This is a genomic window from Nostocoides sp., from assembly GCF_037045025.1.
Lineage (GTDB): Bacteria > Actinomycetota > Actinomycetes > Actinomycetales > Dermatophilaceae > Nostocoides_A.
Genome location: NZ_JBAOHM010000011.1, coordinates 102,319 through 128,251, shown reverse-complemented (window position 1 = coordinate 128,251; position 25,933 = coordinate 102,319). Strand labels below are relative to the sequence as shown.

Here is a 25,933-nt window from a genome sequence, read left to right as displayed (position 1 = left end):
AAAGTCAAAGCAACCAGCGGAGGGAAGCACACACGTGGGCAAAACATCCTATCTACTGATCGGCGCGGTGGCCGGCGCCGCGGTGGCCATGGTCTATCATTATTTCTTCGGCCCGGCGCCCAAGACCACCTATGACGAGAACTATCGCTCGCGGCTGGACTACGCGCTGGACGAGGGCGAGCGCGCCGCGCTGGCGCAGCAAGCCAGGTTGCAGCGCCAGTTCGAGGAATACAAGCAGCGCCCCGCCGGCGAGCAGCGTCCCGCCAGCGCTACTGGTCCCGTTGCCTGATCGACCCACATCGGAAAGGAGACCCGTCATGCGCGCACGCCCGCACGTCCTCATCCTGCTACCCACCGGCGCGATCGTCATTGCGGCGCCGCTGAAGTTGGTTGCCGGTTCGGGCAGCCCGCTGCGAGTCATCGCCCTGGTTCCCAGCGAGTAACGACCATGATCATCCACAACGCCACACGTCATCACCTTTGACGACGAAAACCGCATCCTGGCCGACGGCGCCGTCCGCTTACAGCGGCGCGCAGATCGACGCCGTGGGCGCCAGCGCCGACCTGTTGGCCGCCTACCCCGACGACGAACGCTGGGACGCCCACGGCCTCGTGCTGATGCCGGGGCAGATCTGCGCGCACACCCATTTCTACGGCGCCTTTGCCCGCGGCATGTACATTCCCGGCCCGCCGGCCAAGGATTTCCCGGAGATTCTCGAACTCGCTCTGGTGGAAGCTGGACAAGGCGCTGGACCTGGACGGCGTGCGCGCTTCGGCGGAGGTCTGCCTGGTCGGATGCCATCCGCAACGGCACGACGACGCTGATCGACCACCACGCCAGCCAGACCGCCATCGACGGCAGCCTGGATGTGATTGCCGACGGCGGTGACGGCCAGCGGGCTGCGCGCCGCGCTCTGCTACGAGGTCACCGACCGCGACGGCGACGGCCGCGGCGCACGCCGGCATCCGCGAGAATGTGCGCTTTCGCGCAGCGGCTGGCGCAGTGGCGACAGACGGCCGACGGGCGGCTGGCCGCCACCTTTGGCCTGCACGCCAGCCTGACCCTCGCCGACGCCACGCTGGAGGCCTGCCGCGGCAGAGGCCAGCACGCTTCCACGTCCATGTGGCCGAACACCCGGTTGACGAATACGACAGCCTGGCCACGCTCGGGCAAGCGCTGCGTGGAACGGCTGCACAGCTTCGGCATCACCGGGCCCGAAAGCATCATGGCCCACTGCATCCACATCGATGCCTGGGAGACGGCGCTGCTGGCTGAGACCGGCACCTTCGTCACCCACCAGCCGCGCTCGAACATGAACAACGCGGTGGGCGCAGCCGAGATCACGCCGATGCTGCGCGGCGGGATGCCCGTCTGCCTGGGCAACGATGGCTTCAGCAACGACATGTTCGCCGAGATGAAGGTGGCCGACATGCTGCAGAAGTTGGCGCACGGCGACCCGCGCTATCTGGGCGCCGACAAGGTGATCCAGATGGCGGTGCACAACAACCGGCGGCTGGCTGGCGTCTTCTTCGATCACCCGGTGGGCGATCATTGCGCCGGGCGCCTACGCCGACCTGATCCTGCTCGACTACTACCCGACGACGCCGCTGACAGCCGGAGAACCTGCCCTGGCATATCCTCTTTGGCGTGAGCGGCGGCCACGTCCACAGCACCATCGCCCATGGCCAGGTGCTCATGCGCGACCGCGCGCTGCTGACGCTGGACGAGGCGGCGATCACCGCCCGCAGCCGGGAGATCGCTGCCCGCACCTGGGAGCGCTACTGGGCGATGTTCTGACGAGAACTTCTCAACGCAATGAGCTTTTTAACGCAAAGACGCAAAGGTGCGAAGACGCAAAGGGTTTGATGGCGTCATTATCCACACCTGAGCGGATAGCTAACAGGATACGCCTACTTCTCAATTCACAATTGATCATTCACAATTCACAATTTGTTGAGGCAGTTTATGACCAAACCAACCATCGCCGTCATCGGCGGGACAGGTGCAGAAGGTTCCGGGCTGGCCGTGCGCTGGGCCAGTTGCCGGCTATCCGATCGTGCATCGGCAGCCGCAGTGCGGAGAAGGCCGTGACCGTGGCCGCCGAGTTGAGCGCACTGCTGCCGCCGGGCAGCGCGGCCGATCAGCGGCGAGACCAACGCCGGCGCTGCTGCAGCCGCGGACCTGGTCGTGCTCAGCGTGCCCTACGAGGCGCAGCACGGCACCGCGGAGCAGATCATTGCCGGCAGCCAGGGCAAGACGGTGATCACCGTGGTCGTGCCGCTCAAGCCGCCCAAGGTGGCGACGGTCTGGCGGCCCGCTGCCGGTTCTGCTGCCGAGGAGTTGCAGGCCCAGCTTGGCCCGGAAGCCATCGTCGTGGCGGCGTTCCAGAACATCGCTGCCGGGCACCTCAAGGACTTGAACTGGCAGGCTGACTGCGATGTGCTCTACACCGGCGACAGCAAAGAGGCCAAGGCTGTCACCCGTGAGATTCATTGCTGCCGCCGGCTTCTTCGGCGTGGACGCCGGCCCGCTGGCCAACTCGTCCGTCGTCGAAGGGCTGACCGCCATGTTGATCGGCGTCAACGTGCGCAATAAGGTGCAAGGCAGCGGGATTCGGATTACGGGGATTCCGCGCGCATGACCACATCCACCCACATCGAAACCATCGCCGTCCACGCGGGCCGGCGCCCGGACCCGGCGACCGGCGCCGTGATGCCGCCGATCCATCTTTCCACGACCTTCGAGCGCCAGGCGGATGGCTCCTACACCGATGGCTATGTTTATTCTCGCTCGGAGAATCCGAATCGCCGCGCGCTGGAAGCAGGCGCTGGCCGCACTGGAAGGCGGCGCAGCGGCGTTGGCCTTTGGCTCAGGCATGGCAGCCACCACCGCGCTCTTGCAAGCGCTGGCGCCGGGCGACCACGTCATCATGCCCGACGATGTCTACTTCGGGACCGGGCGCCTCGTCCGCGAGGTGCTGGGGCAGTGGGGACTGCAATTCAGCGTGGTGGACATGACCGACCTTGCCGCGGTGCACAGCGCCATGCGACCCAACACGCGGCTGGTCTGGGTAGAAACGCCGTCGAACCCGCTGCTCAAGATTACCGACATCGCCGCGGTGGCTGAGCTGGCGCATGCCGCGGGCGCGCTGCTGGCGGTCGACAACACATGGCCATCGCCGCTGGGCCAGCGCCCGTTCGAGCACGGCGCCGACGTGGTGATGCACGCGACCACCAAGTATCTGGGCGGGCACAGCGACCTGCTTGGCGGCGCGCTCATCTGCGCGCGCGAGGGCCAGTGTACGACCGCATCCGCACCGTGCAGACGCTGGGCGGCGCGGTGCCGTCGCCTTTCGACTGCTGGCTGCTGCTGCGCAGCATCCGTACGCTGCCTTACCGCATGGCCGCGCACAGCGCCAACGCACAGCGGGTGGTCGAGTTCCTGGCCGGCCATCCCGCCGTCGCCGTGGTCCATTATCCGGGGCTGCCCACGCATCCGGGCCATGCCATCGCCACGCGCCAGATGCAACTCTTCGGCGGCATGTTGTCGATCCAGGTGCACGGCGGTGCAGTGGCAGCAATGGCGGTGGCGGCGCGCGTGCAGTTGTTCACCCGCGCCACCAGCCTCGGCGGCATTGAGAGCCTGATTGAACACCGCGCGCTTCGGTGGAAGGTCTGCACACCACCACGCCACCCGACCTGCTGCGCATCTCCATCGGCCTGGAACACCCGGATGATTTGATCGCCGATCTGGCTGCGGCGCTGAAGCAGCCAGAATCTCCGATCTCATAATCTCGCCGCCGCCCAGGAGATTATGAGATTGAGAGATTGTGAAAATCTGGACTCGTGGGGCAAATGTACCATTTTTCACCGATTACGACGGAAGAGGCCAGCGCCGTGCTGCGCTGGCGCTATCACGATCTGACCCATCTGATCCAGCCGAACGCGGAGAATTTCGACAGCGACCTGGCGGCGTTGCTGCGGCCAGACTATCACTACTATGCTGTGCGCGACGCCAGCGACGCGAGTGGCGAAATGGTGGGGTTTTGTTGCTACGGTGAAGACGCCCAGGTGGTTGGCGGCGACTACACTGCGCCGGCGCTCGATGTGGGCATGGGGTTGCGGCCTGACCTGGTGGGACAAGGGCGCGCGCGCGCTTTCCTGCAAGCGGTGCTCGACTGGGGTGCGGTCGAATTTTGAGCCGGAGATGTTTCGCTGCACCGTTGCCGCCGCCGATCAGCGTTCACAGCGCATGTTCGCCCGCGCCGGCTTCATGACCGTGCAGCGCTTCTCCGCGCCGGAAATCGTCGATCTCGAATTCATCGTGATGGTGCGCGTGGCCGCGGCAATTACGACCCTGGCTCCTCCACCAGCGTAAACGTCACCTGCATCTCCTGCCCGTTGCGCAGGAGCGTCAGCGTCACCTCGGCGCCCACCACATACTCACTCTCAACCAACGCTTCCAACTGTTCCAGCGAACGCAGGGGAATATCGTCGAGCACGACCAGAATGTCGCCGCCTGTGTAGACGCGCTGGTTGCCGACGATTGTTTCTTGCTGCGCGCCAGCTACGCCCACCTGATCCAGCGGCGAGCCACGGTAGAGTTGCACCAGCAGCACGCCAGCGCTGACGGGCAGTTTCAGCACTTCGGTCAGCCCGGGCGTCAGGTTGTAGCCGTAACGCACGCCCAGCCACGGGTGTCGATAGCGCCCCAACGTGAGCAGGTCCGGCAGCATCCGCTTGATGGTGTCGATGGGCACGGCAAAGCCCACGCCAGCGCTGGCCCCTGTCGGGCTGAAGATCGCGGAGTTGATGCCGATGACACGCCCGCTGAGTCTAGCAGTGGCCCGCCGGAGTTGCCCTGGTTGATGGCGGCGTCTGTCTGGATGACGCCGTTGATCGGACGGTTGTCCGGTCCTTCCAGCGTGCGGTTGAGCGCGCTGATGACGCCCGTTGTCAGCGTGCGGCTGAACTGGCCGAAGGGGTTGCCGATGGCGATGGCCCACTGGCCGACAGCGCAGGTTTTGCGATGAACCCAATTCGACCGGTTTGAGCACATCTGCCGGTGCGTCCACCTTGAGGACGGCGACGTCGTTGCGCTGGTCGGCGCCCACGACGGTCGCGGCGACAACCAGTTGATCGCCAAAGCTGACTTCGATGTACTCGGCGTCGGCGATGACATGATAGTTGGTCAGGATGTGGCCCACGGTGTCGAGGACGAAGCCGGAGCCAGCGCCCTCCTGTGGGAGAACGTTGTAGAAGAAGTCGCGGCGCAGGACGCGGGTGGTGATGTTGACGACCGACGGCGCCACCCTGTCGTACAAAGCGACGATGCGCTGCTCGGCGGCATCCAGTTCCGCAGCCTCGACTGCCGCCGTGCCGTCCGGGGTGGGTGTTGACTGGTTGGCGCCTGGGGCGGTGGGCGTCGGCAGCAGTTGGCGCGCGGGCGCCTGCTCGATGGCGGCACGCGGGGCAGAGGGAAACGACGCAAGTCCGCCCAGCACAAAACCACTGCCGACGAGCAGCCCGGCCAGGGCCAGGGTGATCGTGGTGCGCCGCCAGCGCCCACGGCGGCGCGTCCCCGGTTTGCTGAATCTCCATCGCAGCGTGCGTATCCTTACATCAACCGGCTGGCTTCATCCAGGCTGGCCAGACCCTCTTTGAGGGCATAGAGCAGCGGCCTGGGTGCGGTTGGCCAGATGGAGTTTGCTCAGGATGTTGCTCACATGGGTGCGCACCGTGCGTTCGCTAATGACCGACTCGTCGGCGATCTCCTGGTTGGAATAGCCCGCGGGCCACGTAGACCAGCACCTCGACCTCGCGGTCGGTGAGCGGCTCATCGGATGGCGGCAGGTGGGTGGCCGCGGTTCAATTCGCGGATCAACTTGCGCGCAATCGCGGGGTGCAGCGACGATTCGCCATTGTAGACGTCGCGAATCGCCTGGATCAATTCCTGGGTCGAGGAGTCCTTGAGCAGATAGCCCAGCGCACCGGCCTTGATCGCGGCAAAGACCTTGTCATCGTCGGAGAAGCTGGTGAGCACCAGAATCCGCATATCCGGGTTTTCTGTCTTGATCGCCTCGATGGCCTCGATCCCGGTCATGCGCGGCATCACCAGGTCCAAGAGAATTACGTCCGGATTGAGTGACCACGACCCGCGGCGACCGCTTCCAGGCCGTCCGATGCTTCACCTACGACGACGATGCCTTCCTCGGTGTCCAGGAGCAGCGCGGCAGCCCGCTCCGCACGACATTGTGGTCGTCAGCGATCAACACCTTGATCTGTTCGCTCACGCCTGCCTCCCTCTTTCTATCCTGATCATTTCGCAGTGACGGCATTTCTTACTCACACCCCATGACTCTGTCGGATTCTGTATCACGTGTTGCGTCTCACCACGTGCCACGCAACTGCTGCTCGTATGCGTTACTGTTTGGGGGTGTCTCGTCACTGTGGTTCATCGTGGCGCCGATGCCCGGGACGAGCACGGTCACGGTGCACGCGTGTGCCGCTGCCGGGTGCGGATTCGATGGCCAGGTCCGCGTTAGCATGCGGCCGGCACCTTCGTGCATGTGCAGCAGGCCGATGCTGCTCGCATCGATCGCCGCCGGCGGCGTAAACCCGACCCCATCGTCGGCGCATCTCCAGGGTGACGACATCGCCGCTCGACTGCGCCCGCACCAGGCGGTCGACGGCGTGCGCGGCGATGCATGTTTCAGGGCGTTGTTCAGCGCCTCCTGGGCGATGCGATAGAGACCGTCCTCGACGCAGGCGGCAGGCGAAAGGGGCTGGCGACTTCCAGGTGTGCTTCGATGCCCGCGCCGGCGCTCCACCACATCCAGCCGCTGCTCCAACGCGCCCAGCAGCCCGATCTGTTCGAGCACGGTAGGCCGCAGCTTCGTAGAGCAAGAGCCGCATCTGTTTCATGGCCTGCCGTGCAGTCTCGCTCAACTGCTGCAAATATGCCTGCGCCCGTTCGATCTGCCCGCTCGACGCCTGGCGGCGACCAGCCTCCGCAAAGAGGCTGAGGCTATAGATCGTTCTGGGTGACTGCATCATGCAGTTCGCCGGCCAACCGCTCTCGCTCTTTCAGCGCCGCAGCCTCCTGGGCGCGTTCTTGCAGCCGGTTGCTGCGCGACGGCCACAAAGGCTTGTTCGCTCAACACCACGGCCGTGTCGATCTGATCGCCGGTAAATTCGCGGTGCGCCATAAAGAAGTAGACCACAATGCCGATCACCTCGCTGCCGACGACCATCGGCACCACCAGATGCGTGTGATACCGACCGTCGGTCGGCGCCGACCGCTCGGCGCCGTAAGCGGTCAGCGGCTGGCGTTGCTGCAGCACCCGGTCGATCGACGCCTCCACCTCGTCCAGGTCCGCAGCAGTGATATTCGAGTAGGGGTCGCCGACGTCAAGCCGCACAAAGGCGCCGCCGCCATCTTTGCCCTGCGCCTGCAAGATGGTGACGGCATCGGCGCCGAGCATGCTTTCCGCCTGGCGCACGATGTTATCCAGGATCACGGACAGCGGCTGATCTGGAGAATCGGCATGCCCAAGACATCATGCACGCCCATCGCTGCGTGGCGCCGCCGGGTTACCTCCTGCGTGCGTTCCGTGACGATGCGTTCCAGGCTGGTGGTATATTGCTGGATCTGTGCGCGCACATTGTCGCGGAAGAGCACCTGTGTCAGCCGGGTGGCGACCGCGTCCACAAAGCGTTGCGCTTCCCCACGCAGGGCCTTGCCCGCGCAGAGCACAAGCTCCAGTTCCCCCGAAGGTGATGCCCTGAGCCTGGAGCGGCAGGACAATCTGCTCGCCCGGTTTCAGTGGTTCGCTTGCGGTTGCCGACGCCACCACCAGGCGGTCGTTCGGGGCTACGCGCTCCGCGTCGAGCACCAGGGTGCGCTGGTTCAGTCGCAGCGTCACTGCGCAGCAGCCGACGAGTTCGAGCAGACTGTGAACGGCCAGCGCACCGATTCTTTTCGAGTTTTGCCTCGGTGCTCAGTGCGCTGTCGAGGGCAAGCAGGGCGCCCTGCCGCTGCTTGCGCCGCTGCACGGCCAGGCGCACCCTGTTGCGTGACGAAGCACCCTGTACGTGGATGAGGACTGAATCGATGTGGCCATCCGTGCCGATGCAAGGATAGCAGAGGCAGGTCAGGTCGAGCCGGCCCAAAATCGCATGCGTCGTCAGCAGCGCCACGCCCGCGACTTCGCCGGCGAATGCGCGTTCGATGGCGGGACGGATGTGCTCGTCGTACGCATCCAGGCCGATGCGCAGCCCGGCCGGTTGCCCGATCATCTCTTCTTGTTGCGCCGCCCAGCAGACGACAAAAGGCTTCGTCGATGCTCACATAGCGGTGGCGCCGGTCGACCAGGAGCAGCGACTCAACCGTGGATGGGCCGGCCTGCCGGGCAGTTGTGGGACCGGCAGACGCGGCCAGCGGCTGTGAGTCATGCACGATCAAGCGGCGCTCCTGGTGCGTTTTGGCGTTGTCTTCCATCTTGGAATTGCCTTGCCGACCACAAACCGGTTGAGGCGGGCCATGCCAGCCCTTGGAAGTCTTGCGGTTCAGCTACCTATTATATCAGAACCTGCCTCCAAATTTTCGTTCGAGGCGTGCAGACGGTGCGAACGCAAAATTCTGGCATGCACCCGAACGCACCGTAGCATACCACAGCGGCTGTATGGCTGTGCTATACTGCTTGGGCCTGCGTATATCCAACAGCCAACTGTGACCGAGCCACAATTCTGAGCCGACTATGACGACGCCGATGCGGCAGCAATACCTGTCGATCAAACAACAGCACCCGGACTGCATCCTGCTCTTTCGCCTGGGCGATTTCTACGAGACCTTCGACGACGACGCCAAGATCGTGGCGCGCGTCTGCGATGTGGTGCTTACCAGCCGGCCGGTGGGCAACGACCAGCGTGTGCCGCTGGCGGGCGTTCCCTACCACAGCGTCGACGGTTACATAGCCAAGCTGGTGGCAGGCAGGCTACCGTGTGGCCATCGCCGAACAGGTGAGCGAGCCGGGCAAGGGCCTGGTCGAGCGGGAGGTGCGCCGTGTCGTGACCAAGGGCACGGTGGTCGAGCCGGGGATGCTGGACGAGCGGCGCAACAACTACCTGGTGGCTGTCGTGGCCTGCGGCAGCGCGGGCACGCTCGCGGGCCTGGCCTACTGCGACATCACCACCGGCGAGTTTGCCGCCACACAGCTGGCGGGCGCAGCCCGCCGCCGAGATGGAGCAGCGGCTGGGCGAGGAAGTCGAGCCGCCTGCAGCCCAGCGAGTTGATCACCGTGGACTGGCAGCCGAGCACAGTCGAGCATCCACTGGCCTGGTGGAGGCGCTGCGCGCCGTTATCTCCAGCGTGGAGGCGTGGCAGGTGGAGCCGGAGACCGCCAGCGCCAGTCTGAAACGCCATTTCGGTGTGAGCCAGCCTGGACGGCTTTGGGCTGCAAGGGCACGGCCCGAAGCTGTGCGCGCGGCGGCCGCCATCCTGACCTATGTGCAGGCGATGCAGTCCAGCGCCCTTGGCCTGCTCACCCGGCTGCACGGCTACACCATCGGCGAGTTCATGACGCTGGACGAGGCGACGCGGCGCAACCTGGAATTGACCGAGACGCATGCGCGGCGGCGACACCACGCGGCAGCCTGCTCGGCGTGCTCGATGACACGCTCACACCGATGGGCGGCCGGCTGCTGCGCCGCTGGCTCAACCAGCCACTGCTCGATGTCGCTGCCATCAACCGGCGGCTGGACGCCGTGCAGCTGCTTCATCGACAACACGGTGCTGCGTCTCGAAGCGCGCGCGCATCTGCACCAGCATCGGCGACCTGGAGCGCTGGAGCAACCGCGTCATCCAGGGCATTGCGCAGCCGCGCGACCTGGTGGGGATGCGCGAAGTGCTGGGACGCGTACCGCAATTGAGTGGGGTTGTGAGGTTGCTGGGGTCTTGGGGACGTAGGGGAAGTGAGCCGCTGACGACCCGAAGACCGGCTAGAACCCTGCGACCGCCGAAACCCTAATCCATCACCCCTCCCTCCCCTCCCGCCCTGCACCGACGTCCTCGCCCTCCTCGACCGTCGGCCCTCGCCGATGAGCCGCCGGCCACGCTGGCCGACGCCGGGCATCCTGCGCGCCGGCTTCGACGCCGAGCTGGATGGCCTGGTCGACAAGAGCCGCCACGCCAAGGAGTGGATCGCCAACCTGGAGCAGACCGAGCGCGAACGGCTGGACATCAAGAGCCTCAAGGTGGGCTACAACAAGGTCTTCGGCTACTACATCGAGATCACCAACACGCCACGAGCGGCAAGGTGCCGCCCGACTACATCCGCAAGCAGACCATCGCCAACGGCGAGCGCTACATCACGCCCGACTTGAAGGAGTACGAGACGCTGGTGCTCAACGCCGACGAGCGGCGGCTGGAGATCGAGCAGGCGCATCTTCGCCGAGGTCTGCAGCGCAGATCGCCGCACCACGGCGCGCAGTTGCTGCGCACTGGCCGCGGCGCTGGCCGAGCTGGACGTGTTCGCCACGCCTGGCCGAGGTGGCGCCTGATGCGCCGCTACGTGCGGCCCGAGCGTGGACGAGGGCGCCGGCCATCGAGATCGTCGGCGGGCGCCACCCGGTGGTGGAACTGAGCCTGACGCGACGAACCCTTTGTGCCCAACGACACCGCGCCTGCTCGCCGGAAGCCTGCAGTGCACATCATCACCGGGCCGAACATGAGCGGGCAAGAGCACCTACCTGCGCCAGACCGCGCTGATCACGCTGATGGCGCAGATCGGCTGCTTTGTGCCGGCCGACGCGGCGCACATCGGCGTGGTGGACCGCATCTTCACCGCGCATCGGCGCCAGCGACGAGATCCACCGCGGGCCAGTCCACCTTCATGGTCGAGATGGTGGAGACCGCCAACATCCTGCAACCACGCCACCAGCCGCAGCCTGCTGGTGCTGGACGAGATCGGGCGCGGCACCAGCACCTATGACGGGCTGGCCATCGCCTGGGCGGTGATCGAGTACATCCACAACCACCCGAAGCTGCGCGCCAAGACGCTCTTTGCCACCCACTACCACGAACTGACCGACCTGGCCGAGCGGCTGCCCCACGTGGTCAACTACAACGTGGCGGTGGACGACAGCGGCGGCGGCGAGGATGTGGTCTTCCTGCGGCGCATCATCCCCGGCAAGGCGGACCGCTCCTACGGCGTGCACGTGGCGCGGATGGCCGGGCTGCCGCTGGCCGTGGTCAACCGCGCCGAGGAGATTCTGGACCGACCTGGAACGCAGCGGCGCGGCCGGCCCGCGGCGGCTCTACGAAGCCGGAAGCAAAGCGGGGCAAGAGCGCCGCTGCGACTGCAGGTTTCGCTCTTTGCCGAGGTGCACCCGGCGGTGGAGGCGCTGCGCAAGCTGGACGTGAACGGGCTGACGCCGCTCGACGCGCTGAACCGGCTGTATGAGTTGCAGAAACTCGCACAGTAACAGTAAAGGAGCACCGACATCACGCTGGCGCAGCGCATCGACGCAGTGGTGTGAGCAGGGCGCTTATCCTGTCCCCACCTCAGTTGCCACCGCGAAACTGCACCAACTTCTCCGGTGCGAACTCCAGGTATTCCACCTGCCGCCGGTTCACGCCGATCTCATGCTCCACCAGCAGGTCTACCAGCTTCTCGCCGTCGATCAGCGTGATCGGCGCTGCACCGCGCTCGAAGGCCGCCTCTTCCACGCCCTTGGAGAAGCGCCCGGTGGTGATGATCGTTCCGCGCACGGCATTGAAGCGGTGGAGCGAGCCGCGCAGTTGGTCCAGCACCGGCTGGTTGATCGTCCCCTTGTGCCGCTTCGCCTGGAGCACTTCACGCACAGCGCTGATGCCCAGTTCGATGGTGCCGACGACGTCGACGCCTTTGTCGTTGGTGGGTGACGTGGTCGCCACGTTGTCGTAGCCCATCTCTTCCAGCAGGAGTTTGATGAGTTCCTCGAACTTGAACGCATCCATCTCCAGCAGATAGGCGTGCAGCCGCGCCCTCACCTCGTCGTTGACGGCGCGCGCCAGGCGGAAGAGTTCTGAGCCTTTGCCGGCGCTGGGCTGCCTGTTCCGGCGCATAGCCGGCGTAGCGTTCCAGGTATTGCAGACCGGCCTCGGTGACTGTGTAGGTTGCACACGCGGGCGGTGACAAGATCACGGTCGATCAGGTTGCGCAGGCGGTCGTAGAGGGACGACTTGAGCACGTTGTCGCTCTGGAAGGTCGTCTGGCTGCGGCTGTAGGCGCTGTAGCTGGGCAGCAGCGTGTTGCGCCGGGCGGCGCCCTGTTCGGCCACCAGTTGCAGCACGGTGAGCACGCCCTCGTAGACGTCGATCTCGGCGATCAGGGGCGCCGCCGGCTCGCTGACGAACAGGCGGCCGCGGTCGGTAACGTGCAGGGTGTCGCCACGATACGCGACTCAGCAGATCGTGTCTGGCCGCAAAGTACCAGCAACCCCGTGTATAGCGAGGATTGAGTTGGCGCTGCGAATCGTGCCAGAGACGCAGCGCCAGCATCCGGTTGTCCCCGTCCAGCCGGGCGGCAATCCATGCGTCGGGGTCGCTCCAGTCGACCTGCTCGCGGGGATTGCCCCGCTGATCCCAGATGGCGCTGGCCATGCCCAAGTAGGCCGCGGCGCTGACGCCGTCGAGGATGCGCAGAAAGTGACGGGCGTTGGTGTAGGTGGGCAGCAGCGGCGTCGGCGAACGCAGGCCGGGCGCTGACGCCACCGGCTGAGATCGGGGCGCCTGCTCCACGGCCAGGCCCGGAAAGATCGGCGCCTGGCCACCCTTCTCCACTGCGCGGGCGCGCATCTGGCTGCGCACGGCGCGCACGACTTCCGCCGGATCGACCGTTTCTGTCTGCCAGCCGGCCGGCGTGAGCAGCCAGTGGCCGCGGCGCGTGCTGTCGATCAGGCCGGATTGGCGCAGGTAGGTGCGCGTCCACTGCAGGCGATATTCGAGTTCGGTGAGTGCGGCGCCCTCCTTGTGCTGTCGTTCCGTGACCGTGGGCGGCAGCAGCAGCGTCCACGCCACATAGGCGGCGATCTCCCACGTTGGACGCCTGGCCGTCGTGGGCGTGGAGCGCGGCCAGAACATGCTGCATCATGGCGTCGTAGCTTGGGACGGTTGCATCGCTCATTTCGATATCAGCCTTGTCTGCCGTTGGATGCCGATGAGGAACTGCCTGGCAGTGTAACGTAGCTTGTCGCTGCGCGCAACACGAACTGCACACCCGCCATGTGCGCAGCGACACAGCGCACGCCTGCGCATGTGTCGCTATCCTGGGACCATTCAACGCAACTGTGCAAGCCTGTAGCAAGGAGAGGAAACCATGCGCCAGATTATCGAGATCGTTATTTTGGCTGCCCTGCTGCTCGTGTTGTCCGTGCTGCCGGGCTATGCCCAGGAGCGCGGCAACGCCACGCCCACCCCCACGACGACGTTGGCCGCCGCACCGGCTGTCGCAGCGCGGCGTTCGATGCGTTTCTGTTCATTGATGGCATCGATGGTGAAACTGACGATGCCGGCGCCGATGACGGCGCCGGTGGTCGGAGGATCCACACCCCACTGTTACGAAGACGAAGAACTGCAAATGAGCATCTGCGAATAGGTGGCGCCGACATGGTGGAATGTTTGACAGGATACCGCCTGAGTCGATGGCCGATGCCGACACAGTATCTTGACAAATCAGGAAAAATTGTCATAATCGTCAATAACGCATAGGAAATAGGCGCGAATGACGACACCGAACCTGAGTTCTCCACCAGCTAGCACCCAAATTCGCCGCAGCGGCCGGTTGATCTTCGTTGGCTTGCTTGCCCTTTGCCTGTTGTTTGCCATTGGCTATGTGCAGCGCAGCAGTGACAAGGCCGCGGTCGAAGCGGAGATTCGGGCGCTAGAGGCGCAGATTGCCCAGGCACGGCAGCAGCAGGCAGTATTGCAGGATGAGTTGAAGACAATTGAGCAGCCCAATGCAATCGACGCGGCCGCCCGCAACGATCTTGGTCTGGTTCAGCCGGGCGACCAGCCGATAGTCGTGCTCGTCCCTCCGGCGACCGCAACGTCAGCGCCGGTTGCCCTGCCGCCAGCCCAGCCTGCTGCCCAATGGGACTGGCAGCGTTGGCTGGAAGACCTCTGGCCTGCTGGCGAGCAGTGAGTAGCCAGGCAGCAACAACGCTATTCATTCCCGATCCCGCGCAATTTGACGGCAACCGCGGCCTGTGATACTGTACTTAATACAACGCGGGGTGGAGCAGCGGTAGCTCGTCGGGCTCATAACCCGAAGGTCGTAGGTTCGATTCCTACCCCCGCAACCTCAAAGAATCGCCGGCAATCTGCCGGCGATTCTTTTTATGTGCGGATGTTGGTCAGGCCAGCGCGGCCCCAACTTGAATTGGGCCATTCGCTGATTGCCCGGCCAACCGCGTGCATTCAACTGCCAGTGATGATGCGGCTTTGACAGCCCTCCCTCCTGCGCCTATCATGCGGCCAGGAGAACTGCTTATGCCCAAATGGCGACGCCCCAATTTTTCAACCTTCCGCGCGCTGCCCCCAGACCGGCGGGCGGCGCTGAACGCCGGCAAGTCACGCGCGCACCATTTGCTGGAGCGCGGCCAGATCGAGCAGGCGCGGGCCGGAACTGGAACGGCTCGTAATTGACTACCCAGACGATGCCGACCTTGCAGATGCTGCTTGCTATGTGCCTCGCGGCGGCGGGTGACGACGACACAGCGTTGATTCACTATGAACGCGCCTACACGTTGGACAAAGACCCCGCGGTGCTGTTTCCCCTGGGGCTGGCGTATGTGCAACTGGCAATGTTCGGCTCAGCATCTCATTCCGTTGAGCGACGCGTAACGATTATCCTACGGAAACAGGAGACAATCCATGGCCCAATTCGTTGGCATTCTCACGGCCGGCGGCGACAGCCCCGGCCTCAATGCGGCGATCCGCGGCGTCGGCAAGGCGGCTATCGGCGCCTACGGCATGCAGATCATCGGCTTCCGCGACGGCTTCCGCGGGCTGATGCAGGACCGCACGATCCGGCTGACCGGCGCAGAGATGTCGGGCATCCTCACCGTGGGCGGCACGATCCTGGGCACCAGCCGCGACAAGCCGCACAAGATGCCGGTGGGCGACCAGACCATGGACATGACCAGCGTGATGCTGGAGACCTACCACAAGCATCACCTGGACGCGCTGGTCTGTCTCGGCGGCGGCGGCACGCAGAAGAACGCCTACCACCTGAGCCAGCATGGCATGAACGTGATTACGCTGCCGAAGACGATCGACAACGATGTCTGCGGGCACCGACATGACCTTCGGCTTCGACACCGCGCTGGGCATCGCCACCGAGGCCATCGACCGGCTGCACAGCACGGCGCACAGCCATCACCGCATCATCGTGGTGGAACTGATGGGCCACAACGCGGGCTGGCTGGCGCTGGGCGCGGGCATTGCCGGCGGCGCCGACGTGATCCTGCTGCCCGAGATTCCCTACGACACCGAGGTCGTGGCCGAGGCGATCCGCCAGCGCCAACGCCGCGGCAGCGGCTTCAGCATCGTCGCCGTCTCCGAGGGCGCCATGTCCAAGGAGGATGCGGCGGCGCTGGCTAAGGTTGCCGCGGATAAAGCGGCGGCCAAAGATGAGAAGGACGATAAGAAGAAGGAGCGGGCGAAGGTGAAGTTGGAGAAGCTCACTCTCACGATGCTGGACAAGACCTTCCGCCTCTCGCGCCGGCTGGAGGAACTGACCGGGCTGGAATCGCGCGTGACGATCCTGGGCCACTTGCAGCGCGGCGGCACGCCCTCCGCCGCCGACCGGCTGCTGGCGACGCGGCTGGGGACGGCCTGCGCCGACCTGATCAACCAGGGCGTCTTTGGCGTGATGGTGGCGGCGCGCGGCGACGGCGCGGAAGCGGTGCCGCTGGCCGAGGTGGTGGGCAAGGTGAAACTCGTCCCGCCCGACCATCCGTGGATCAAGACCGCGCGCGACATCGGCGTCTGCCTGGGCGAGCGGTAGCGATTGCGAAGACAGTAATAGACCGCGGATTAGGCGGATTCTGCGCGGATTAAAATCCGCGAGAATCCGCCTAATCCGCATCCGCGTCTATTACAATGCTCCTTGACGCGATCTTTTCGCGACTCTGTCAGAGCGTGACCCAGGCCTGGCGGGCGGCGGCGGCGTAGAACGCCTCCATCACGGCGCTCCGTGCCGCGGCTTCCTGCGCAGTGACGAGTGGGACGTCCGGCTTGCCGACCACTGCATCCAGGAATAGTTCGAAAGCGTGCGGCCATGCCTCCGGCAGCGCGGTCCACGGTGCTTCGCCGGTGGCGCCGTCTACGTGCTTGCTCTGGAAATAGAGCGCGCCGTCGCGCACATAGGCGTGTCCTTCGGTGCCGCTGACGAGCACTGTCACCGGATTGGCGACATCGACCCAGCCGGCGGCCAGCGTGCCCACGACGCCGTTTGCGAAGACCATCAGCCCCTCACCAAACTCGTCGGTCGGCCCATAGTTGGCCACGGCCACATCCATCGTCGCGGTTACCCGCGCCACATCGCCCATCAGCCACATCAGAATGTCGAGCGAATGGGTGCCCAGGTCGCCGAAAGCGCCCACGCCGGCCTGCGCCGGGTCCGTCATCCACAGCCACCCGGCGTCGAACCAACGTCCGAGCGAACCGGAGTGACAGTTCGAGTGACGCACTCGGGTGATCTTGCCGAAGGCGCCGCGCTGAATCTGTTCGCGCAGAAAGAGGTGAACGGGCTGTCCGCGCATGAAGTAGCCGGTCTGGAAGAGCACGCCGGCCGCATCGATGGCGTGCGCCATCTGCGCGGCGTCGGCGGCGCCGATGCCCAATGGCTTCTCGACGAACAAGTGCTTTCGGGCCGCAACCGCCGGCAGCACCAGGTCGCGGTGGCGATCGGTTTCAGAGCAGACAATCACCGCGGCGACCGCCGCGTCGTCCCAAATCCGGGTCAGGTCGGTCACCGCCGCGGCGCCGAGTTCGGCGGCCCACCGTTCTGCCCGCGGCGGTTGGTGATCCCAGACGTAGGCAATACTGACATCGGTGCGCGCCTGAAGGCGTTTGACGAAGTTGGGTGTGTGGATGTGGGCGCCGCCCACAAGGGCGAGTTTGGTTGGCATAGGTCCTCTTGTCTGGCTATCAATTGAAGAAGGAAGATTGTTGCTCCTGCACAAAAAGCACGTCGCAGGGGCAGATATCGATACGCTACCGCACCTTGTCGAATCTGACAAGGCTGAACGTCCGGTCTGGCGTATTGCAGGTTGGAGGCGTGGGGAGTTCCAGATGTCTCTCACCCGAGCTGAACCAAATCGATTGGCAAAAGGTTGCGAAAGAAGGGGGTTGCATAAACGAAAACATTGCGTTATAGTTTGTCTGCGCAAAAGATGACTGACATACATTCGAATGGCAAAGGTTGTCGGCCCGTCGTTTTGTTGCACCACTTCAGTTTACCGTTTATCAATTCCAACCACATCGTCACTCGACAGGCATGCCTGTCCTATAGAAAGGGGGGGTGAGGCCAAAGACCCATCAGTAGAGCAAACAATTCTATACGATAGTCCTTTCTTTGTTCCCCAGTTTTTCAATCCAGGAGGTTGTATCGTATGCGCAAAGGAAAGTGGACATTTGCGATTTTGAGTGTGCTTGTCATCTTTTCGATGATACTGGCTGCATGTGGCGGCGCGGCAACGCCGGCGCCGGCCGCGCCAGCCGAGCCTGCAACCGAAGAGGCCGCGCCAGCCGAAGCCGCGACGGAAGAGGCCGCGCCAGCAGAAGCCGCGACCGAAGAAGCCGCACCGACCGAAGCGCCGGCTGAAGAAGCTGCACCCGCCGCCGAAGGCTCCGATCGATGCCAAGACCGTGATCATGGACATCGACGGTGGGCGTCTTGCAGGACTGCCGAAGGCGTCTATAACCCCTACGTCCCCGGCAACCGCCGCGACCAGGGTTTCCACCAGGTCTGTCTCGAACCGCTCCTGATCCTCAACTACCAGACCGGCGAACTGATGCCGTGGCTGGCCGAGAGCTTCACGTCGAATGAGGCCATGGACGTCTGGACGCTCAAGCTGCGCGACGGCGTCACCTGGCAGGACGGCGAGGCCTTCAATGCCGACGACGTCGTGTTCACCATGAACATGTTCCTGAACACGCCCGAACTCGAGCCATCCGGCGGCCACAGGTGCAGTGGGTGAAGGGCGTCGAGAAAATCGATGACCTGACCGTTCAGTTCAACCTGACCGCGCCGAATCCGCGCTACCCGCTGGACTACTGGTCGGTCAAGATTTGGGGCGGCCCGAACATTGCGCCCGAGCACATCTGGAAGGATGTCGACCCGGTCACCTTCACGAACTACGACCCGGAGAAGGGTCTGCCCATGTGCACCGGCCCGTACAAACTGGCCGGCACCACCCAGACCGAAGTCACCTGGGAGCGCGACGACAACTGGTGGGGCGCCAAGACCGGCGTGTTCAAGCTGCCCGAACCCGAGAAGTTCATCTGGACCTGGGCCGGCCCCGAAGAGACCCGCGCTGCGCTCATGGCCGACGGCCAGTTGGACAGCCTGATGGACATCACGCTGGGCGCGCTGCAGGCCTTGCAGACCGCGAATCCGAACGTCATCACGTGGTTTACCGATGCGCCGTACGCCTGGGTGCCCGATCCTTGCTCCCGCACCATGGAGTTCAATACCCTCGTGGAGCCATGGAACGATCCCGAAATGCGTTGGGCTGTCAACTATGCCATCGACCGCAATGAGATCGTGAACATTGCCTATGAAGGCACCACGCTGCCCTCCCGCCACTTCTTCCCGGCCTATCCGCCGCTGGATGCCTACATTGACAACGCCATCGCGGCCGGTGCCTATGACGCAGACAAGCTGTTGACATCTGACCCGGCCATGGCGGAGGAGATCATCCAGTCCAAGGGCTGGGTCAAGGGCGACGATGGTTACTATGCCAAGGACGGCAAGCAGCTTTCCATGGACATCATCACCCACGAGGCCTTCATCGAGAAGCAGCGTATCGCGGCGGTGGTGGTCGAACAGCTCCAGCGCATCGGCATCAACGCCAGCACGCGCAACGAAGCGGGCGGCACCTGGGCCGAGGACTTCTGGATGGGTAACTTCGAGGTCAAGATGGGTTGGCAGACTTGTGGCTCCGTCAACGAGCCCTGGGCCTCCATGGACACCTTCAATACCCGCTGGCTGAAGCCGATCGGCGAGCGTGCGGCCGACGCCCAGAACTCATGGCGCTGGTCGGGCGAGAAGGCCGAAGCCTACAGCGCACTTGTGGACGAGATGGGCACCCTGCCGTTGGGCGACCCGAAGGTCCAGGATCTGTTCAATCAGGCGATGACCCTCTGGGAAGAAGAACTGCCCGTGATTCCGATCACCCAGGCCAAGAAGATCATTCCGTTCGACACCACCTACTGGACTGGCTGGCCGACCTACGACAACCAGTACATCCATCCGCCCACATGGTGGCAGCACTTCCATGTGATCATGCAGAACCTGCAGGCGACGGGCGCCCAGTAGATCTGGCGAGTTCAGTACTACTTTGAAGGAGGAGTGGAAGAAGCACCGAATGCTGCTTCTTCCACTCCCACCCGTGTCACACGCAAGTTACGGAGGGACACAACGCATCGTGTCCCTTCACCAAGCGAATTTACCTGCAACGTAAGAATCCAGAGCCGATAGGAACACTTTATGGGTGGACTCACTTGGGGCTATGTCCTGAAGCGCATTGGCATGTGGGCGCTCACCATCTGGCTGGGCACCTCGATCATCTTTATCATCCCCCGCCTGGCGCCCGGTGACCCGGTGGCCGCGATGGTGGCTCGGATGAGCGCACAATCCGGCTATGTAGAAAACAGCGACCAATTGATTGCAGTCTGGCGCGCGCGCTTTGGCCTTGACGAGCCGCTTCCCATCCAGTACATCAAGTTCGTAGGCAACTCGCTGCGTTTCGATCTTGGGTATTCGCTGGCGAACTTCCCTAGCCGCGTCGAGTCGATGGTGGCGCAGTCGCTACCCTGGACGGTCGGCCTGCTCCTGGTGGCGACCCTCATTTCGTTTGCGCTGGGCAACACTATCGGGGCGCTCATGGCCTGGGAGAAGACGCCGGGCGCACTCAAATCCATCTTGCCCATATCGCTCACATTTACCTCGATTCCCTTTTTCATGTTGGGCATCTTGTTCATCTATGTCTTCTCCTTTGGCTTGCGCTGGTTTCCGCCGTCGGGCGCCTTTGGGCGCGGGCTGGTCCAGGGCTTCAACCTGCCCTTCATGACCAGCGTGGCCTATCATGCCATCTTGCCAGCGCTTGCGATCGTGGTGGCGTCCATGGGCTTCTGGGCGCTGGGTATGCGTGGCATGATGATCACGACCACCGGCGAAGATTACGTGATCCTGGCGGAAGCAAAGGGCTTGAAGCCGAGCCGCATCTTCTGGATGTACGGTGTGCGCAATTCGATTCTGCCCCAGGTGACGGCCCTGGCCTTGAGTCTTGGCGCTATCGTCGGCGGCGCCGTGCTGGTCGAATATATCTTCGCTTATCCCGGCGTCGGCTATCTGCTCTATCAAGGCATCGTCACCGCCGACTACACGCTGATTCAGGGCATTGTGTTCATGATCATCTTTACCACCGCCACGCTGGTCTTGATTCTGGATCTGATCTACCCGCTGATCGACCCGCGTATCACCTACGGGAAGGGCTGAGTATGGCGACCTCATCTGCAAGTTCACTGCCCGCGGGGAGCCAACCGCAAGCCCGCAAAAAAGCCAAGATCAACCGCTTCGACAGCCCCTGGCTGAATGCAAAGTTCATCGTCGGCCTCTGCATGGTGGGTTCCGTCATGCTCATGGGCGTGGTCGGCCAGCTTTTCTGGCGGGTGGAACTCTCCTACCCGGCCTCGTCGCCGTTGAACCTGCCGCCGGTATGGGTGCGCGACATCTCTGGCGCACCGGACCAGGGGACAGGCGCACCGGTGACAGGTGGTCCCACAGCCAGCGCTGCGACGCCGGTTGCAGGCACACCACTGGCTACGCCTGCAGCAACAAAAGGGGGCACATCGATGACTGGCGGCAACCCCTTCGCCAAGCCTACCGCACAGGCGGGTGGCACATCGCTCACGGGTGACAATCCCCTGACCAGACCCACAGCACAGGCTACGGCGGTGGGCGCGCCCAAACCGCGCTTCGTCGGCGTGGCCGCGGCTTCGCGCTTTGGGGAGCCTACCTGGGAACACCCCCTGGGCACCGAAAGCAACGGACGCGACATGTTGGCGGTGCTGCTGGTCGGCGCGCCGCGCTCGCTTTACATCGGCCTGATTGCCGCCACCATCGGCATGTTCATCGGCATCATTCTGGGCTTCACGGCCGGCTTTATGGGCGGCTGGGTGGACGCCGTGATCCGCACCATCTCCGATTCGGTGGTCGTCATCCCCGCCCTGGCAGTGCTGATCGTCATCGGCGCCTACGTGAAGACGATCAATATCGAGAGCATGGCGCTCCTCCTGGCGCTCTTTGCCTGGCCGGCGCCGACGCGCTTTATCCGCGCCCAGGTGCTGAGCATGCGCGAACGGGGTTATGTGAACATGGCGCGCATCTCCGGCGCCAGTTCATTTGACATCATGTTCAAAGAGATGATGCCCAATATGTTGCCTTACCTGGCGGCATCCTACACGGGCAATGTCTCGGGCGCGATTCTGGCCGCCACGAGTCTTGAAGTGCTGGGGCTGGGACCAACCCGCATCCCTACTTTGGGCATGACCATCTTTTACGCCATTCGCGCCGCGGCGATCTTGCGCGGCATGTGGTGGTGGTGGGGCATTCCCATTGCCGCGTTGGTCGTGGTCTTTTCCGGCCTGTTCCTCATGACGACGGGCCTCGACGAAATCGCTAACCCGCGCCTGCGTGGGCGGAAGAAGGCGGCAGCAGCATGACAGCATCTATCATCGAGCAGCGCGCAGCAAGTTCTGGCTGCTGGCAGCCCCAGCGACGGCAGCCGCGAGGTTGTACTGGATGTCCGCAACCTCAAGGTCTATTACTCTACGCCGCTGGGCGCTGTACGCGCCGTGGACGATGTAAGTTTCAAGGTCTATCAAGGCGAAATCCTCGGCCTGGTCGGCGAATCAGGCTGCGGCAAGACGACGACCGCGATGGCCATCCTGCGCATGGTGCAGCCGCCGGGCGGCATCGTGGGCGGCGCAATCATGCTAGATGGTATGGACCTGGTGCCGTTGGGCGAGGCCGAACTGCGCGATGTCCGCTGGAATACCCTGGCGTTGGTGCCGCAAGGCGCCATGAACTCGCTGAACCCAGTCATGCGGATCAGCACCCAAATCAAGGAGGCTATCGAGACGCACGAGGGCAAACAGAATAAGCAGAAACTCAGGGAGCGAATTCTCAACCTGTTCACCCTGGTTGGGCTGCCCTCACGCATCTACGACATGTATCCTCATGAATTGAGCGGCGGCATGAAGCAGCGCGTCTGCATCGCCATGGCCATCGTCCTCAACCCCTCCCTGATCATCGCCGACGAGCCGACCAGTGCGCTGGATGTGGTGGTGCAGCGCGTAGTGGGGCAGACGCTGCTGGACGTGAAGGAGCGCCTCGGCGTCTCCATGATCCTGATCGGCCACGACATGGGCCTCCAGGCGCAGTTGGTGGACCGGCTGGCCGTCATGTACGCCGGCCACATGGTGGAGATTTCACCGGTGGCGACCATTTTCAAAGAGCCGCTCCACCCGTACACCCAACTGCTCATCGAGTCGATTCCTTCCATCAAGGAGAAGAAGCCACTAAAGCTGACCGAGGGGCTCACCCATGACCTGCGCAACCCGCCGCCCGGCTGCATCTTCCAGGCGCAGCTGCCCCAAGGTGATGGACATCTGCCGGCAGGTTAAGCCGCCCCTGGAGGAGATCAAACTGGACCATCAAGTGGCGTGTCATTTGTATGATTGAAGACCCGGCGGTACTGTAGCGCTATGGAAAAATCAGGTTCGATGTACAAGATTCGGTTGGCGCTTGAACTGAACGAGGAGAGCGGCGTGTACACCGTCACGAGTCCGGACGTACCTGGCCTGGTGACCGAAGGCGCGACCCCCGACGAAATCAACCGGAATGTCGAAGAGGCGCTGCAAGGACTGATCGAGGTATGGGCTGAACTGGGCATGGAACCGCCGGCGACGCTGCGGCGCGCACAATCTACCCTGCCCAAAACAGTTGACGTACTTGTCGCGGCATGAGATACCAGCAGCTTGCACGACGCCTGCGTGAGTTGGGTTGCGAAGAGCTTCGCCAGGCCAAGGGTAGTCACCGCTTCTGGCGCAATCCTGCCACTAATCAAGTCACAGCGACGCCGGACTGGGGTGCAAAGGATTTGGCGCCGGGCACCGTACGCAGCATCATTCGCCAGTTGGGGATCAGCCGCGAGGACTTCGGCCCCATCAAGTGAGTCAGGACAGTCAAGACGATGGCTCCACTACTTGAAATCAAGAGCGCAACCAAGATCTACGGCGGTGGCTTCTTTCACGCCAAAAGCGTGACTGTCGCTCTGCAGGACTTCGACCTGACGATCGACGATCGCCCCGCGACCATCACCACCATTGCCGGCGAGAGCGGCAGCGGCAAGACGACGCTGGCCAACCTGGTATTGGGCTTCACCAAGATCACCACCGGCCAGATCATCTACAAGGGCGTCGACGTGGGCACCATGAACAAAGCGCAGCTCATGGACTACCGGCGCGAGGTGCAGGCGGTCTTTCAGGACCCCTACGCCGTCTACAACCCCTTCTACCGCGTCAAGCACATCTTCGACATGGTGCTCAAGAACTTCAAGCTGGCGCGCAACAAAGAGGAAGGGCGGGCATTGGTCGAAGCTGCCCTCAACGTCGTCGGCATGCGCGGCGAAGAGGTGCTGGAGAAGTACCCGCACCAGCTCTCCGGCGGCCAGCGCCAGCGCATGATGGTGGCCCGCGCCTACCTGCTCAAGCCGCGGCTGATCGTAGCCGACGAGCCGGTCTCCATGGTCGATGCCTCGTTGCGCGCCATGATCCTGGACATCATGCTGCGCCTGCGCGACGAGCACAACATCTCGTTCCTGTACATCACCCACGATCTCTCCACGGCCTATCAGATCGGCGACCAGATCTACATGCTCTACCAGGGCGCAGTGGCAGAGGCCGGCGGCACGGGCGAGGTGATCGAGCATCCCAAGCATCCCTATGTGCAGTTGCTGATCGATTCGATACCAGTGCCGGATCCAGAGATAAAGTGGGGCGGCGAGGATGTGCTCACCCTGGACGACGAGCAGTCCCGGGTCAGCGTCACGAGCGGCTGCCGCTTCTACGGTCGCTGCAAGCACCGCATGGATGTCTGCCTGACCAAGCTGCCGCCCATGTACGACGGTCGGGACCGGCGCATCATGTGGCAGCCTGTTATCTCTATGACCAGGAGCACATGGCTGCGCCATCGCCCGATGACGTGGCGCCCACGCCCGCCAACGCCGAGATCCGCACCGACAACCAGATCGGCGCCCTCTATGAGAAGGAGCCGAAATAGAAGGTATTGCGTGTTGCGTGTTACGTGTCGTGACTGGCTGCCGTAACACGTAACACGTACCACGCAACACGCCTCACGCCTCAATTTTCACTTCGCCGCCTGCCCGCTGGCTGCGGTAGATGCCGTCGAGAATGGCCAGAACCTGCAGCGAGTGTTCCGGCGGCACCGGCGAGGGGCGGCCTTCGGCGATGGCTCTGGCAAACTCGACGCATTCCAGCGCATGGGGTTCCATCGGATCCTTGGTCAGTTTGAGCGTCTTGTTGTAGAGTTGGCGGGTTTCGTAGTTGGAAGAATAGACCTCGCACTTGGGCCAGTGGGAGCCGCCCTCCACACCGTAGAGCCACATCTGCATGTCCTCGCCTTCGACATCGTGATGCAGCAGCCAACTCACCTCCAGGACCAACGTCGCCCCGTTCTCGAAGCGCACAAAGGCCGCCGCAAAATCCTCTACGTCGAAGTCCTGAGGGATGGGCGCGTCGCGCCAGGTGGCCCACTGGCCGGGCAGCGTGCGCCAGGGGCGCCGCGGCCACGCCGGTCACTGCCACCGGCTTGGGGTTGCCCATCATCCACAGCGTCAGGTCCAGGATGTGCACGCCGATGTCGATGCAGGGGCCGCCGCCGCTCAGTTCCTGCCTGATAAACGTCGGTGTGGGGATCAGCCCGTTGCGCCGCAGCATCCAGGCTGCGCGCATGGTAAATCTCGCCCAGCGCGCCGGCTGCGATCTCTTTCTTCAGCGCCTGGGAATTGCCCTTGAAGCGGAAGTGCTGGGCGGTCATCAGCAGCTTGCCGGCGCGGTCGCGGGCGGCGATCATGCGGCGAATCTCGTCCGGCGTGGGGGCCAGCGGTTTCTCGCAGATCACATGTTTGCCCGCTTCCAGGGCGGCGATCACCTGGTCGGCGTGGAGCATGTTGGGGGTGCAGATGTCGATGATGTCGATTGCCGGGTCGGCCAGCAACTCGCGCCAGTCGGTGGTGAGGCGCGTGACGCCAAAAGTCTTCCCCCAATCCTGGAGGCCGGGTTCATAGATATCTGAAGCGGCGACGACTTCGGCGTGTTCGGAGGCCTGCCACCCCGGCATATGCGTGCGTGAGATGCCGCCCGCGCCGATGACGCCCACCTTGAGGCGCTTGCTCATGGTATTTTTCTCCTATTCTGGTTGCACGGATTACAATAGTAGGACTTACGCAGGCTGAGCTTGTCGAGGCCAGCCTCGACAAGCTCAGCCTGCGTGATTAGGAAAGTATCGCTACCATAATATCTGATCGAGACAGCCCCGCCAAACCAGGGATGGACGCCCTTTTTGCGTGCATCCGATTG

The 25,933-nt window shown here is 63.8% G+C and carries 34 protein-coding genes, 1 tRNA gene and 7 pseudogenes; 29 read left to right on the top strand and 13 right to left on the bottom strand.

Features of this window, described 5'->3' with window-relative positions; genetic code table 11:
* The first annotated feature begins 34 nt into the window (after positions 1-34).
* The 9 genes and pseudogenes from V9G19_RS11675 to V9G19_RS11635 all read left to right on the top strand — a co-directional run bounded on the left by V9G19_RS11675 (position 35) and on the right by V9G19_RS11635 (position 4,378).
* The gene (locus V9G19_RS11675) at positions 35-289 is read left to right on the top strand and encodes a hypothetical protein (protein ID WP_462285594.1); all 255 of its coding nucleotides are present in this window, start codon (positions 35-37) and stop codon (positions 287-289) included.
* Positions 290-317: 28 nt separating this feature from the next.
* A complete protein-coding gene (locus V9G19_RS11670) occupies positions 318-443 on the top strand; it encodes a hypothetical protein (RefSeq protein ID WP_462285593.1) in 126 nt (41 codons plus the stop codon).
* Positions 444-480: 37 nt separating this feature from the next.
* The gene (locus V9G19_RS11665) at positions 481-825 is read left to right on the top strand and encodes a hypothetical protein (protein ID WP_462285592.1); all 345 of its coding nucleotides are present in this window, start codon (positions 481-483) and stop codon (positions 823-825) included.
* Positions 801-1,652 carry an amidohydrolase family protein gene (locus tag V9G19_RS11660; protein WP_462286229.1) on the top strand — a complete coding sequence of 284 codons (852 nt, stop codon included), beginning with the start codon at positions 801-803 and terminating at the stop codon, positions 1,650-1,652. The genes V9G19_RS11665 and V9G19_RS11660 overlap by 25 nt, the downstream gene beginning before the upstream one ends.
* Positions 1,649-1,798: a hypothetical protein gene (locus V9G19_RS11655; RefSeq protein ID WP_462285591.1), complete on the top strand. Its 150-nt coding sequence runs from the start codon at positions 1,649-1,651 to the stop codon at positions 1,796-1,798. Before V9G19_RS11660 ends, V9G19_RS11655 begins: the two co-directional genes overlap by 4 nt.
* A 390-nt stretch (positions 1,799-2,188) precedes the next feature.
* A complete protein-coding gene (locus tag V9G19_RS11650) occupies positions 2,189-2,596 on the top strand; it encodes a Rossmann-fold NAD(P)-binding domain-containing protein (protein WP_462285590.1) in 408 nt (135 codons plus the stop codon).
* Positions 2,597-2,638: 42 nt separating this feature from the next.
* Positions 2,639-3,792, top strand: a pseudogene (locus V9G19_RS11645) (trans-sulfuration enzyme family protein).
* Positions 3,793-3,846: 54 nt separating this feature from the next.
* Complete coding sequence (locus tag V9G19_RS11640; protein WP_462285589.1) at positions 3,847-4,200, top strand: GNAT family N-acetyltransferase; 354 nt, start codon at positions 3,847-3,849, stop codon at positions 4,198-4,200.
* 7 nt (positions 4,201-4,207) lie between these two features.
* A complete protein-coding gene (locus V9G19_RS11635; RefSeq protein WP_462285588.1) occupies positions 4,208-4,378 on the top strand; it encodes a hypothetical protein in 171 nt (56 codons plus the stop codon).
* 285 nt (positions 4,379-4,663) lie between these two features.
* On the opposite strand, the gene V9G19_RS11630 is transcribed toward V9G19_RS11635, so the two are convergent.
* The 4 genes and pseudogenes from V9G19_RS11630 to V9G19_RS11615 all read right to left on the bottom strand — a co-directional run bounded on the left by V9G19_RS11630 (position 4,664) and on the right by V9G19_RS11615 (position 6,130).
* Positions 4,664-5,059, bottom strand: a complete 396-nt coding sequence (locus tag V9G19_RS11630) for a S1C family serine protease (RefSeq protein WP_462286228.1) — start codon at positions 5,057-5,059, stop codon at positions 4,664-4,666.
* A pseudogene (locus V9G19_RS11625) lies at positions 5,037-5,312 on the bottom strand (trypsin-like peptidase domain-containing protein); the annotation flags it as partial. The gene V9G19_RS11630 and the pseudogene V9G19_RS11625, both read right to left, overlap by 23 nt.
* Before the next feature lie 324 nt (positions 5,313-5,636).
* Positions 5,637-5,840, bottom strand: coding sequence for a response regulator transcription factor (locus V9G19_RS11620; protein ID WP_462285587.1), 204 nt, complete (start codon positions 5,838-5,840; stop codon positions 5,637-5,639).
* Positions 5,837-6,130, bottom strand: coding sequence for a response regulator (locus V9G19_RS11615; protein WP_462286227.1), 294 nt, complete (start codon positions 6,128-6,130; stop codon positions 5,837-5,839). Before V9G19_RS11615 ends, V9G19_RS11620 begins: the two co-directional genes overlap by 4 nt.
* Positions 6,131-6,144: 14 nt before the next feature.
* Here V9G19_RS11615 and V9G19_RS11610 point away from each other — a divergent pair, with 14 nt between their 5' ends.
* Positions 6,145-6,318: a hypothetical protein gene (locus tag V9G19_RS11610; protein ID WP_462285586.1), complete on the top strand. Its 174-nt coding sequence runs from the start codon at positions 6,145-6,147 to the stop codon at positions 6,316-6,318.
* Positions 6,319-6,389: 71 nt separating this feature from the next.
* Here V9G19_RS11610 and V9G19_RS11605 read toward each other — a convergent pair whose 3' ends face one another.
* From V9G19_RS11605 to V9G19_RS11595, 3 genes are all read right to left on the bottom strand, one after another.
* Complete coding sequence (locus V9G19_RS11605; RefSeq protein WP_462285585.1) at positions 6,390-6,881, bottom strand: sensor histidine kinase; 492 nt, start codon at positions 6,879-6,881, stop codon at positions 6,390-6,392.
* Positions 6,882-7,052: 171 nt separating this feature from the next.
* On the bottom strand, positions 7,053-7,520 hold the full coding sequence (locus V9G19_RS11600; protein ID WP_462285584.1) for a GAF domain-containing protein: 468 nt from the start codon (positions 7,518-7,520) through the stop codon (positions 7,053-7,055).
* Entirely contained in the window at positions 7,517-7,756 is a 240-nt protein-coding gene (locus tag V9G19_RS11595; protein ID WP_462285583.1) for a hypothetical protein, read from the bottom strand. The genes V9G19_RS11600 and V9G19_RS11595 overlap by 4 nt, the downstream gene beginning before the upstream one ends.
* Before the next feature lie 1,003 nt (positions 7,757-8,759).
* On the opposite strand from V9G19_RS11595, the pseudogene V9G19_RS11590 reads away from it, so the two are divergent.
* From V9G19_RS11590 to V9G19_RS11565, 6 genes and pseudogenes are all read left to right on the top strand, one after another.
* A pseudogene (locus V9G19_RS11590) lies at positions 8,760-8,978 on the top strand (MutS N-terminal domain-containing protein); the annotation flags it as partial.
* Between the two features lie 25 nt (positions 8,979-9,003).
* On the top strand, positions 9,004-9,294 hold the full coding sequence (locus tag V9G19_RS11585; protein WP_462285582.1) for a hypothetical protein: 291 nt from the start codon (positions 9,004-9,006) through the stop codon (positions 9,292-9,294).
* Between the two features lie 393 nt (positions 9,295-9,687).
* The gene (locus V9G19_RS11580) at positions 9,688-9,930 is read left to right on the top strand and encodes a hypothetical protein (RefSeq protein WP_462286226.1); all 243 of its coding nucleotides are present in this window, start codon (positions 9,688-9,690) and stop codon (positions 9,928-9,930) included.
* Positions 9,931-10,098: 168 nt separating this feature from the next.
* Positions 10,099-10,383 (top strand): hypothetical protein, encoded by a 285-nt coding sequence (locus tag V9G19_RS11575; protein WP_462285581.1) that lies wholly within the window; start codon positions 10,099-10,101, stop codon positions 10,381-10,383.
* Positions 10,317-10,643, top strand: a complete 327-nt coding sequence (locus tag V9G19_RS11570; protein ID WP_462285580.1) for a hypothetical protein — start codon at positions 10,317-10,319, stop codon at positions 10,641-10,643. Before V9G19_RS11575 ends, V9G19_RS11570 begins: the two co-directional genes overlap by 67 nt.
* A 100-nt stretch (positions 10,644-10,743) precedes the next feature.
* Positions 10,744-11,484, top strand: a pseudogene (locus V9G19_RS11565) (MutS-related protein); the annotation flags it as partial.
* Between the two features lie 79 nt (positions 11,485-11,563).
* Here the strand turns inward: V9G19_RS11565 and V9G19_RS11560 are convergent.
* Positions 11,564-12,106, bottom strand: coding sequence for a restriction endonuclease (locus V9G19_RS11560; RefSeq protein WP_462285579.1), 543 nt, complete (start codon positions 12,104-12,106; stop codon positions 11,564-11,566).
* A gap of 75 nt (positions 12,107-12,181) precedes the next feature.
* Positions 12,182-13,123: a winged helix-turn-helix domain-containing protein gene (locus tag V9G19_RS11555; protein WP_462285578.1), complete on the bottom strand. Its 942-nt coding sequence runs from the start codon at positions 13,121-13,123 to the stop codon at positions 12,182-12,184.
* 235 nt (positions 13,124-13,358) lie between these two features.
* On the opposite strand from V9G19_RS11555, the gene V9G19_RS11550 reads away from it, so the two are divergent.
* The 5 genes and pseudogenes from V9G19_RS11550 (at position 13,359) to V9G19_RS11530 (ending at position 16,049) form a co-directional block, all read left to right on the top strand.
* The gene (locus V9G19_RS11550) at positions 13,359-13,637 is read left to right on the top strand and encodes a hypothetical protein (RefSeq protein ID WP_462285577.1); all 279 of its coding nucleotides are present in this window, start codon (positions 13,359-13,361) and stop codon (positions 13,635-13,637) included.
* Between the two features lie 126 nt (positions 13,638-13,763).
* On the top strand, positions 13,764-14,183 hold the full coding sequence (locus V9G19_RS11545) for a septum formation initiator family protein (RefSeq protein WP_462285576.1): 420 nt from the start codon (positions 13,764-13,766) through the stop codon (positions 14,181-14,183).
* 85 nt (positions 14,184-14,268) lie between these two features.
* A tRNA-Met gene (locus tag V9G19_RS11540) sits at positions 14,269-14,340 on the top strand.
* Positions 14,341-14,914: 574 nt separating this feature from the next.
* A pseudogene (locus tag V9G19_RS11535) lies at positions 14,915-15,277 on the top strand (6-phosphofructokinase); the annotation flags it as partial.
* A 46-nt stretch (positions 15,278-15,323) separates the two neighbouring features.
* Complete coding sequence (locus V9G19_RS11530) at positions 15,324-16,049, top strand: 6-phosphofructokinase (protein ID WP_462285575.1); 726 nt, start codon at positions 15,324-15,326, stop codon at positions 16,047-16,049.
* A gap of 127 nt (positions 16,050-16,176) precedes the next feature.
* Here the strand turns inward: V9G19_RS11530 and V9G19_RS11525 are convergent, their stop codons facing one another.
* A complete protein-coding gene (locus V9G19_RS11525; protein ID WP_462285574.1) occupies positions 16,177-17,175 on the bottom strand; it encodes a Gfo/Idh/MocA family protein in 999 nt (332 codons plus the stop codon).
* A gap of 483 nt (positions 17,176-17,658) precedes the next feature.
* On the opposite strand from V9G19_RS11525, the gene V9G19_RS11520 reads away from it, so the two are divergent.
* The 8 genes from V9G19_RS11520 to V9G19_RS11485 all read left to right on the top strand — a co-directional run bounded on the left by V9G19_RS11520 (position 17,659) and on the right by V9G19_RS11485 (position 24,660).
* Positions 17,659-18,246 (top strand): ABC transporter substrate-binding protein, encoded by a 588-nt coding sequence (locus tag V9G19_RS11520; protein WP_462285573.1) that lies wholly within the window; start codon positions 17,659-17,661, stop codon positions 18,244-18,246.
* Positions 18,243-19,586, top strand: a complete 1,344-nt coding sequence (locus V9G19_RS11515; RefSeq protein ID WP_462285572.1) for an ABC transporter substrate-binding protein — start codon at positions 18,243-18,245, stop codon at positions 19,584-19,586. Before V9G19_RS11520 ends, V9G19_RS11515 begins: the two co-directional genes overlap by 4 nt.
* Positions 19,587-19,757: 171 nt before the next feature.
* Complete coding sequence (locus V9G19_RS11510; protein ID WP_462285571.1) at positions 19,758-20,768, top strand: ABC transporter permease; 1,011 nt, start codon at positions 19,758-19,760, stop codon at positions 20,766-20,768.
* 2 nt (positions 20,769-20,770) lie between these two features.
* Positions 20,771-21,994 carry an ABC transporter permease gene (locus V9G19_RS11505; RefSeq protein WP_462285570.1) on the top strand — a complete coding sequence of 408 codons (1,224 nt, stop codon included), beginning with the start codon at positions 20,771-20,773 and terminating at the stop codon, positions 21,992-21,994.
* 132 nt (positions 21,995-22,126) lie between these two features.
* Positions 22,127-22,957, top strand: a complete 831-nt coding sequence (locus tag V9G19_RS11500) for an ABC transporter ATP-binding protein (protein WP_462285569.1) — start codon at positions 22,127-22,129, stop codon at positions 22,955-22,957.
* 81 nt (positions 22,958-23,038) lie between these two features.
* Positions 23,039-23,299 carry a type II toxin-antitoxin system HicB family antitoxin gene (locus tag V9G19_RS11495; RefSeq protein ID WP_462285568.1) on the top strand — a complete coding sequence of 87 codons (261 nt, stop codon included), beginning with the start codon at positions 23,039-23,041 and terminating at the stop codon, positions 23,297-23,299.
* The gene (locus V9G19_RS11490) at positions 23,296-23,508 is read left to right on the top strand and encodes a type II toxin-antitoxin system HicA family toxin (protein ID WP_462285567.1); all 213 of its coding nucleotides are present in this window, start codon (positions 23,296-23,298) and stop codon (positions 23,506-23,508) included. The genes V9G19_RS11495 and V9G19_RS11490 overlap by 4 nt, the downstream gene beginning before the upstream one ends.
* Positions 23,509-23,526: 18 nt before the next feature.
* Positions 23,527-24,660 (top strand): ABC transporter ATP-binding protein, encoded by a 1,134-nt coding sequence (locus tag V9G19_RS11485; RefSeq protein WP_462285566.1) that lies wholly within the window; start codon positions 23,527-23,529, stop codon positions 24,658-24,660.
* A 27-nt stretch (positions 24,661-24,687) separates the two neighbouring features.
* On the opposite strand, the gene V9G19_RS11480 is transcribed toward V9G19_RS11485, so the two are convergent.
* The 3 genes and pseudogenes from V9G19_RS11480 to V9G19_RS11470 form a co-directional block, all read right to left on the bottom strand.
* Entirely contained in the window at positions 24,688-25,041 is a 354-nt protein-coding gene (locus V9G19_RS11480) for a Gfo/Idh/MocA family oxidoreductase (RefSeq protein WP_462285565.1), read from the bottom strand.
* 157 nt (positions 25,042-25,198) lie between these two features.
* Positions 25,199-25,291, bottom strand: a pseudogene (locus V9G19_RS11475) (hypothetical protein); the annotation flags it as partial.
* Positions 25,292-25,397: 106 nt separating this feature from the next.
* Positions 25,398-25,751: pseudogene (locus V9G19_RS11470) on the bottom strand (Gfo/Idh/MocA family protein); the annotation flags it as partial.
* Between the last annotated feature and the right edge of the window lie 182 nt (positions 25,752-25,933).

Excerpts from the sequence above, each read along its gene's own strand:
- V9G19_RS11670 (WP_462285593.1), top strand. The coding sequence starts at position 318 with ATGCGCGCACGCCCGCACGTCCTCATCCTGCTACCCACCGGCGCGATC.
- V9G19_RS11635 (WP_462285588.1), top strand. The coding sequence starts at position 4,208 with ATGTTTCGCTGCACCGTTGCCGCCGCCGATCAGCGTTCACAGCGCATG.
- V9G19_RS11630 (WP_462286228.1), bottom strand. The coding sequence starts at position 5,059 with ATGTGCTCAAACCGGTCGAATTGGGTTCATCGCAAAACCTGCGCTGTC.
- V9G19_RS11620 (WP_462285587.1), bottom strand. The coding sequence starts at position 5,840 with ATGAGCCGCTCACCGACCGCGAGGTCGAGGTGCTGGTCTACGTGGCCC.
- V9G19_RS11580 (WP_462286226.1), top strand. The coding sequence starts at position 9,688 with ATGGGCGGCCGGCTGCTGCGCCGCTGGCTCAACCAGCCACTGCTCGAT.
- V9G19_RS11575 (WP_462285581.1), top strand. The coding sequence starts at position 10,099 with ATGAGCCGCCGGCCACGCTGGCCGACGCCGGGCATCCTGCGCGCCGGC.
- V9G19_RS11560 (WP_462285579.1), bottom strand. The coding sequence starts at position 12,106 with ATGCGCCGGAACAGGCAGCCCAGCGCCGGCAAAGGCTCAGAACTCTTC.
- V9G19_RS11555 (WP_462285578.1), bottom strand. The coding sequence starts at position 13,123 with ATGTTCTGGCCGCGCTCCACGCCCACGACGGCCAGGCGTCCAACGTGG.
- V9G19_RS11550 (WP_462285577.1), top strand. The coding sequence starts at position 13,359 with ATGCGCCAGATTATCGAGATCGTTATTTTGGCTGCCCTGCTGCTCGTG.
- V9G19_RS11545 (WP_462285576.1), top strand. The coding sequence starts at position 13,764 with ATGACGACACCGAACCTGAGTTCTCCACCAGCTAGCACCCAAATTCGC.
- V9G19_RS11530 (WP_462285575.1), top strand. The coding sequence starts at position 15,324 with ATGTCTGCGGGCACCGACATGACCTTCGGCTTCGACACCGCGCTGGGC.
- V9G19_RS11525 (WP_462285574.1), bottom strand. The coding sequence starts at position 17,175 with ATGCCAACCAAACTCGCCCTTGTGGGCGGCGCCCACATCCACACACCC.
- V9G19_RS11520 (WP_462285573.1), top strand. The coding sequence starts at position 17,659 with ATGCGCAAAGGAAAGTGGACATTTGCGATTTTGAGTGTGCTTGTCATC.
- V9G19_RS11510 (WP_462285571.1), top strand. The coding sequence starts at position 19,758 with ATGGGTGGACTCACTTGGGGCTATGTCCTGAAGCGCATTGGCATGTGG.
- V9G19_RS11505 (WP_462285570.1), top strand. The coding sequence starts at position 20,771 with ATGGCGACCTCATCTGCAAGTTCACTGCCCGCGGGGAGCCAACCGCAA.
- V9G19_RS11495 (WP_462285568.1), top strand. The coding sequence starts at position 23,039 with ATGGAAAAATCAGGTTCGATGTACAAGATTCGGTTGGCGCTTGAACTG.
- V9G19_RS11490 (WP_462285567.1), top strand. The coding sequence starts at position 23,296 with ATGAGATACCAGCAGCTTGCACGACGCCTGCGTGAGTTGGGTTGCGAA.
- V9G19_RS11485 (WP_462285566.1), top strand. The coding sequence starts at position 23,527 with ATGGCTCCACTACTTGAAATCAAGAGCGCAACCAAGATCTACGGCGGT.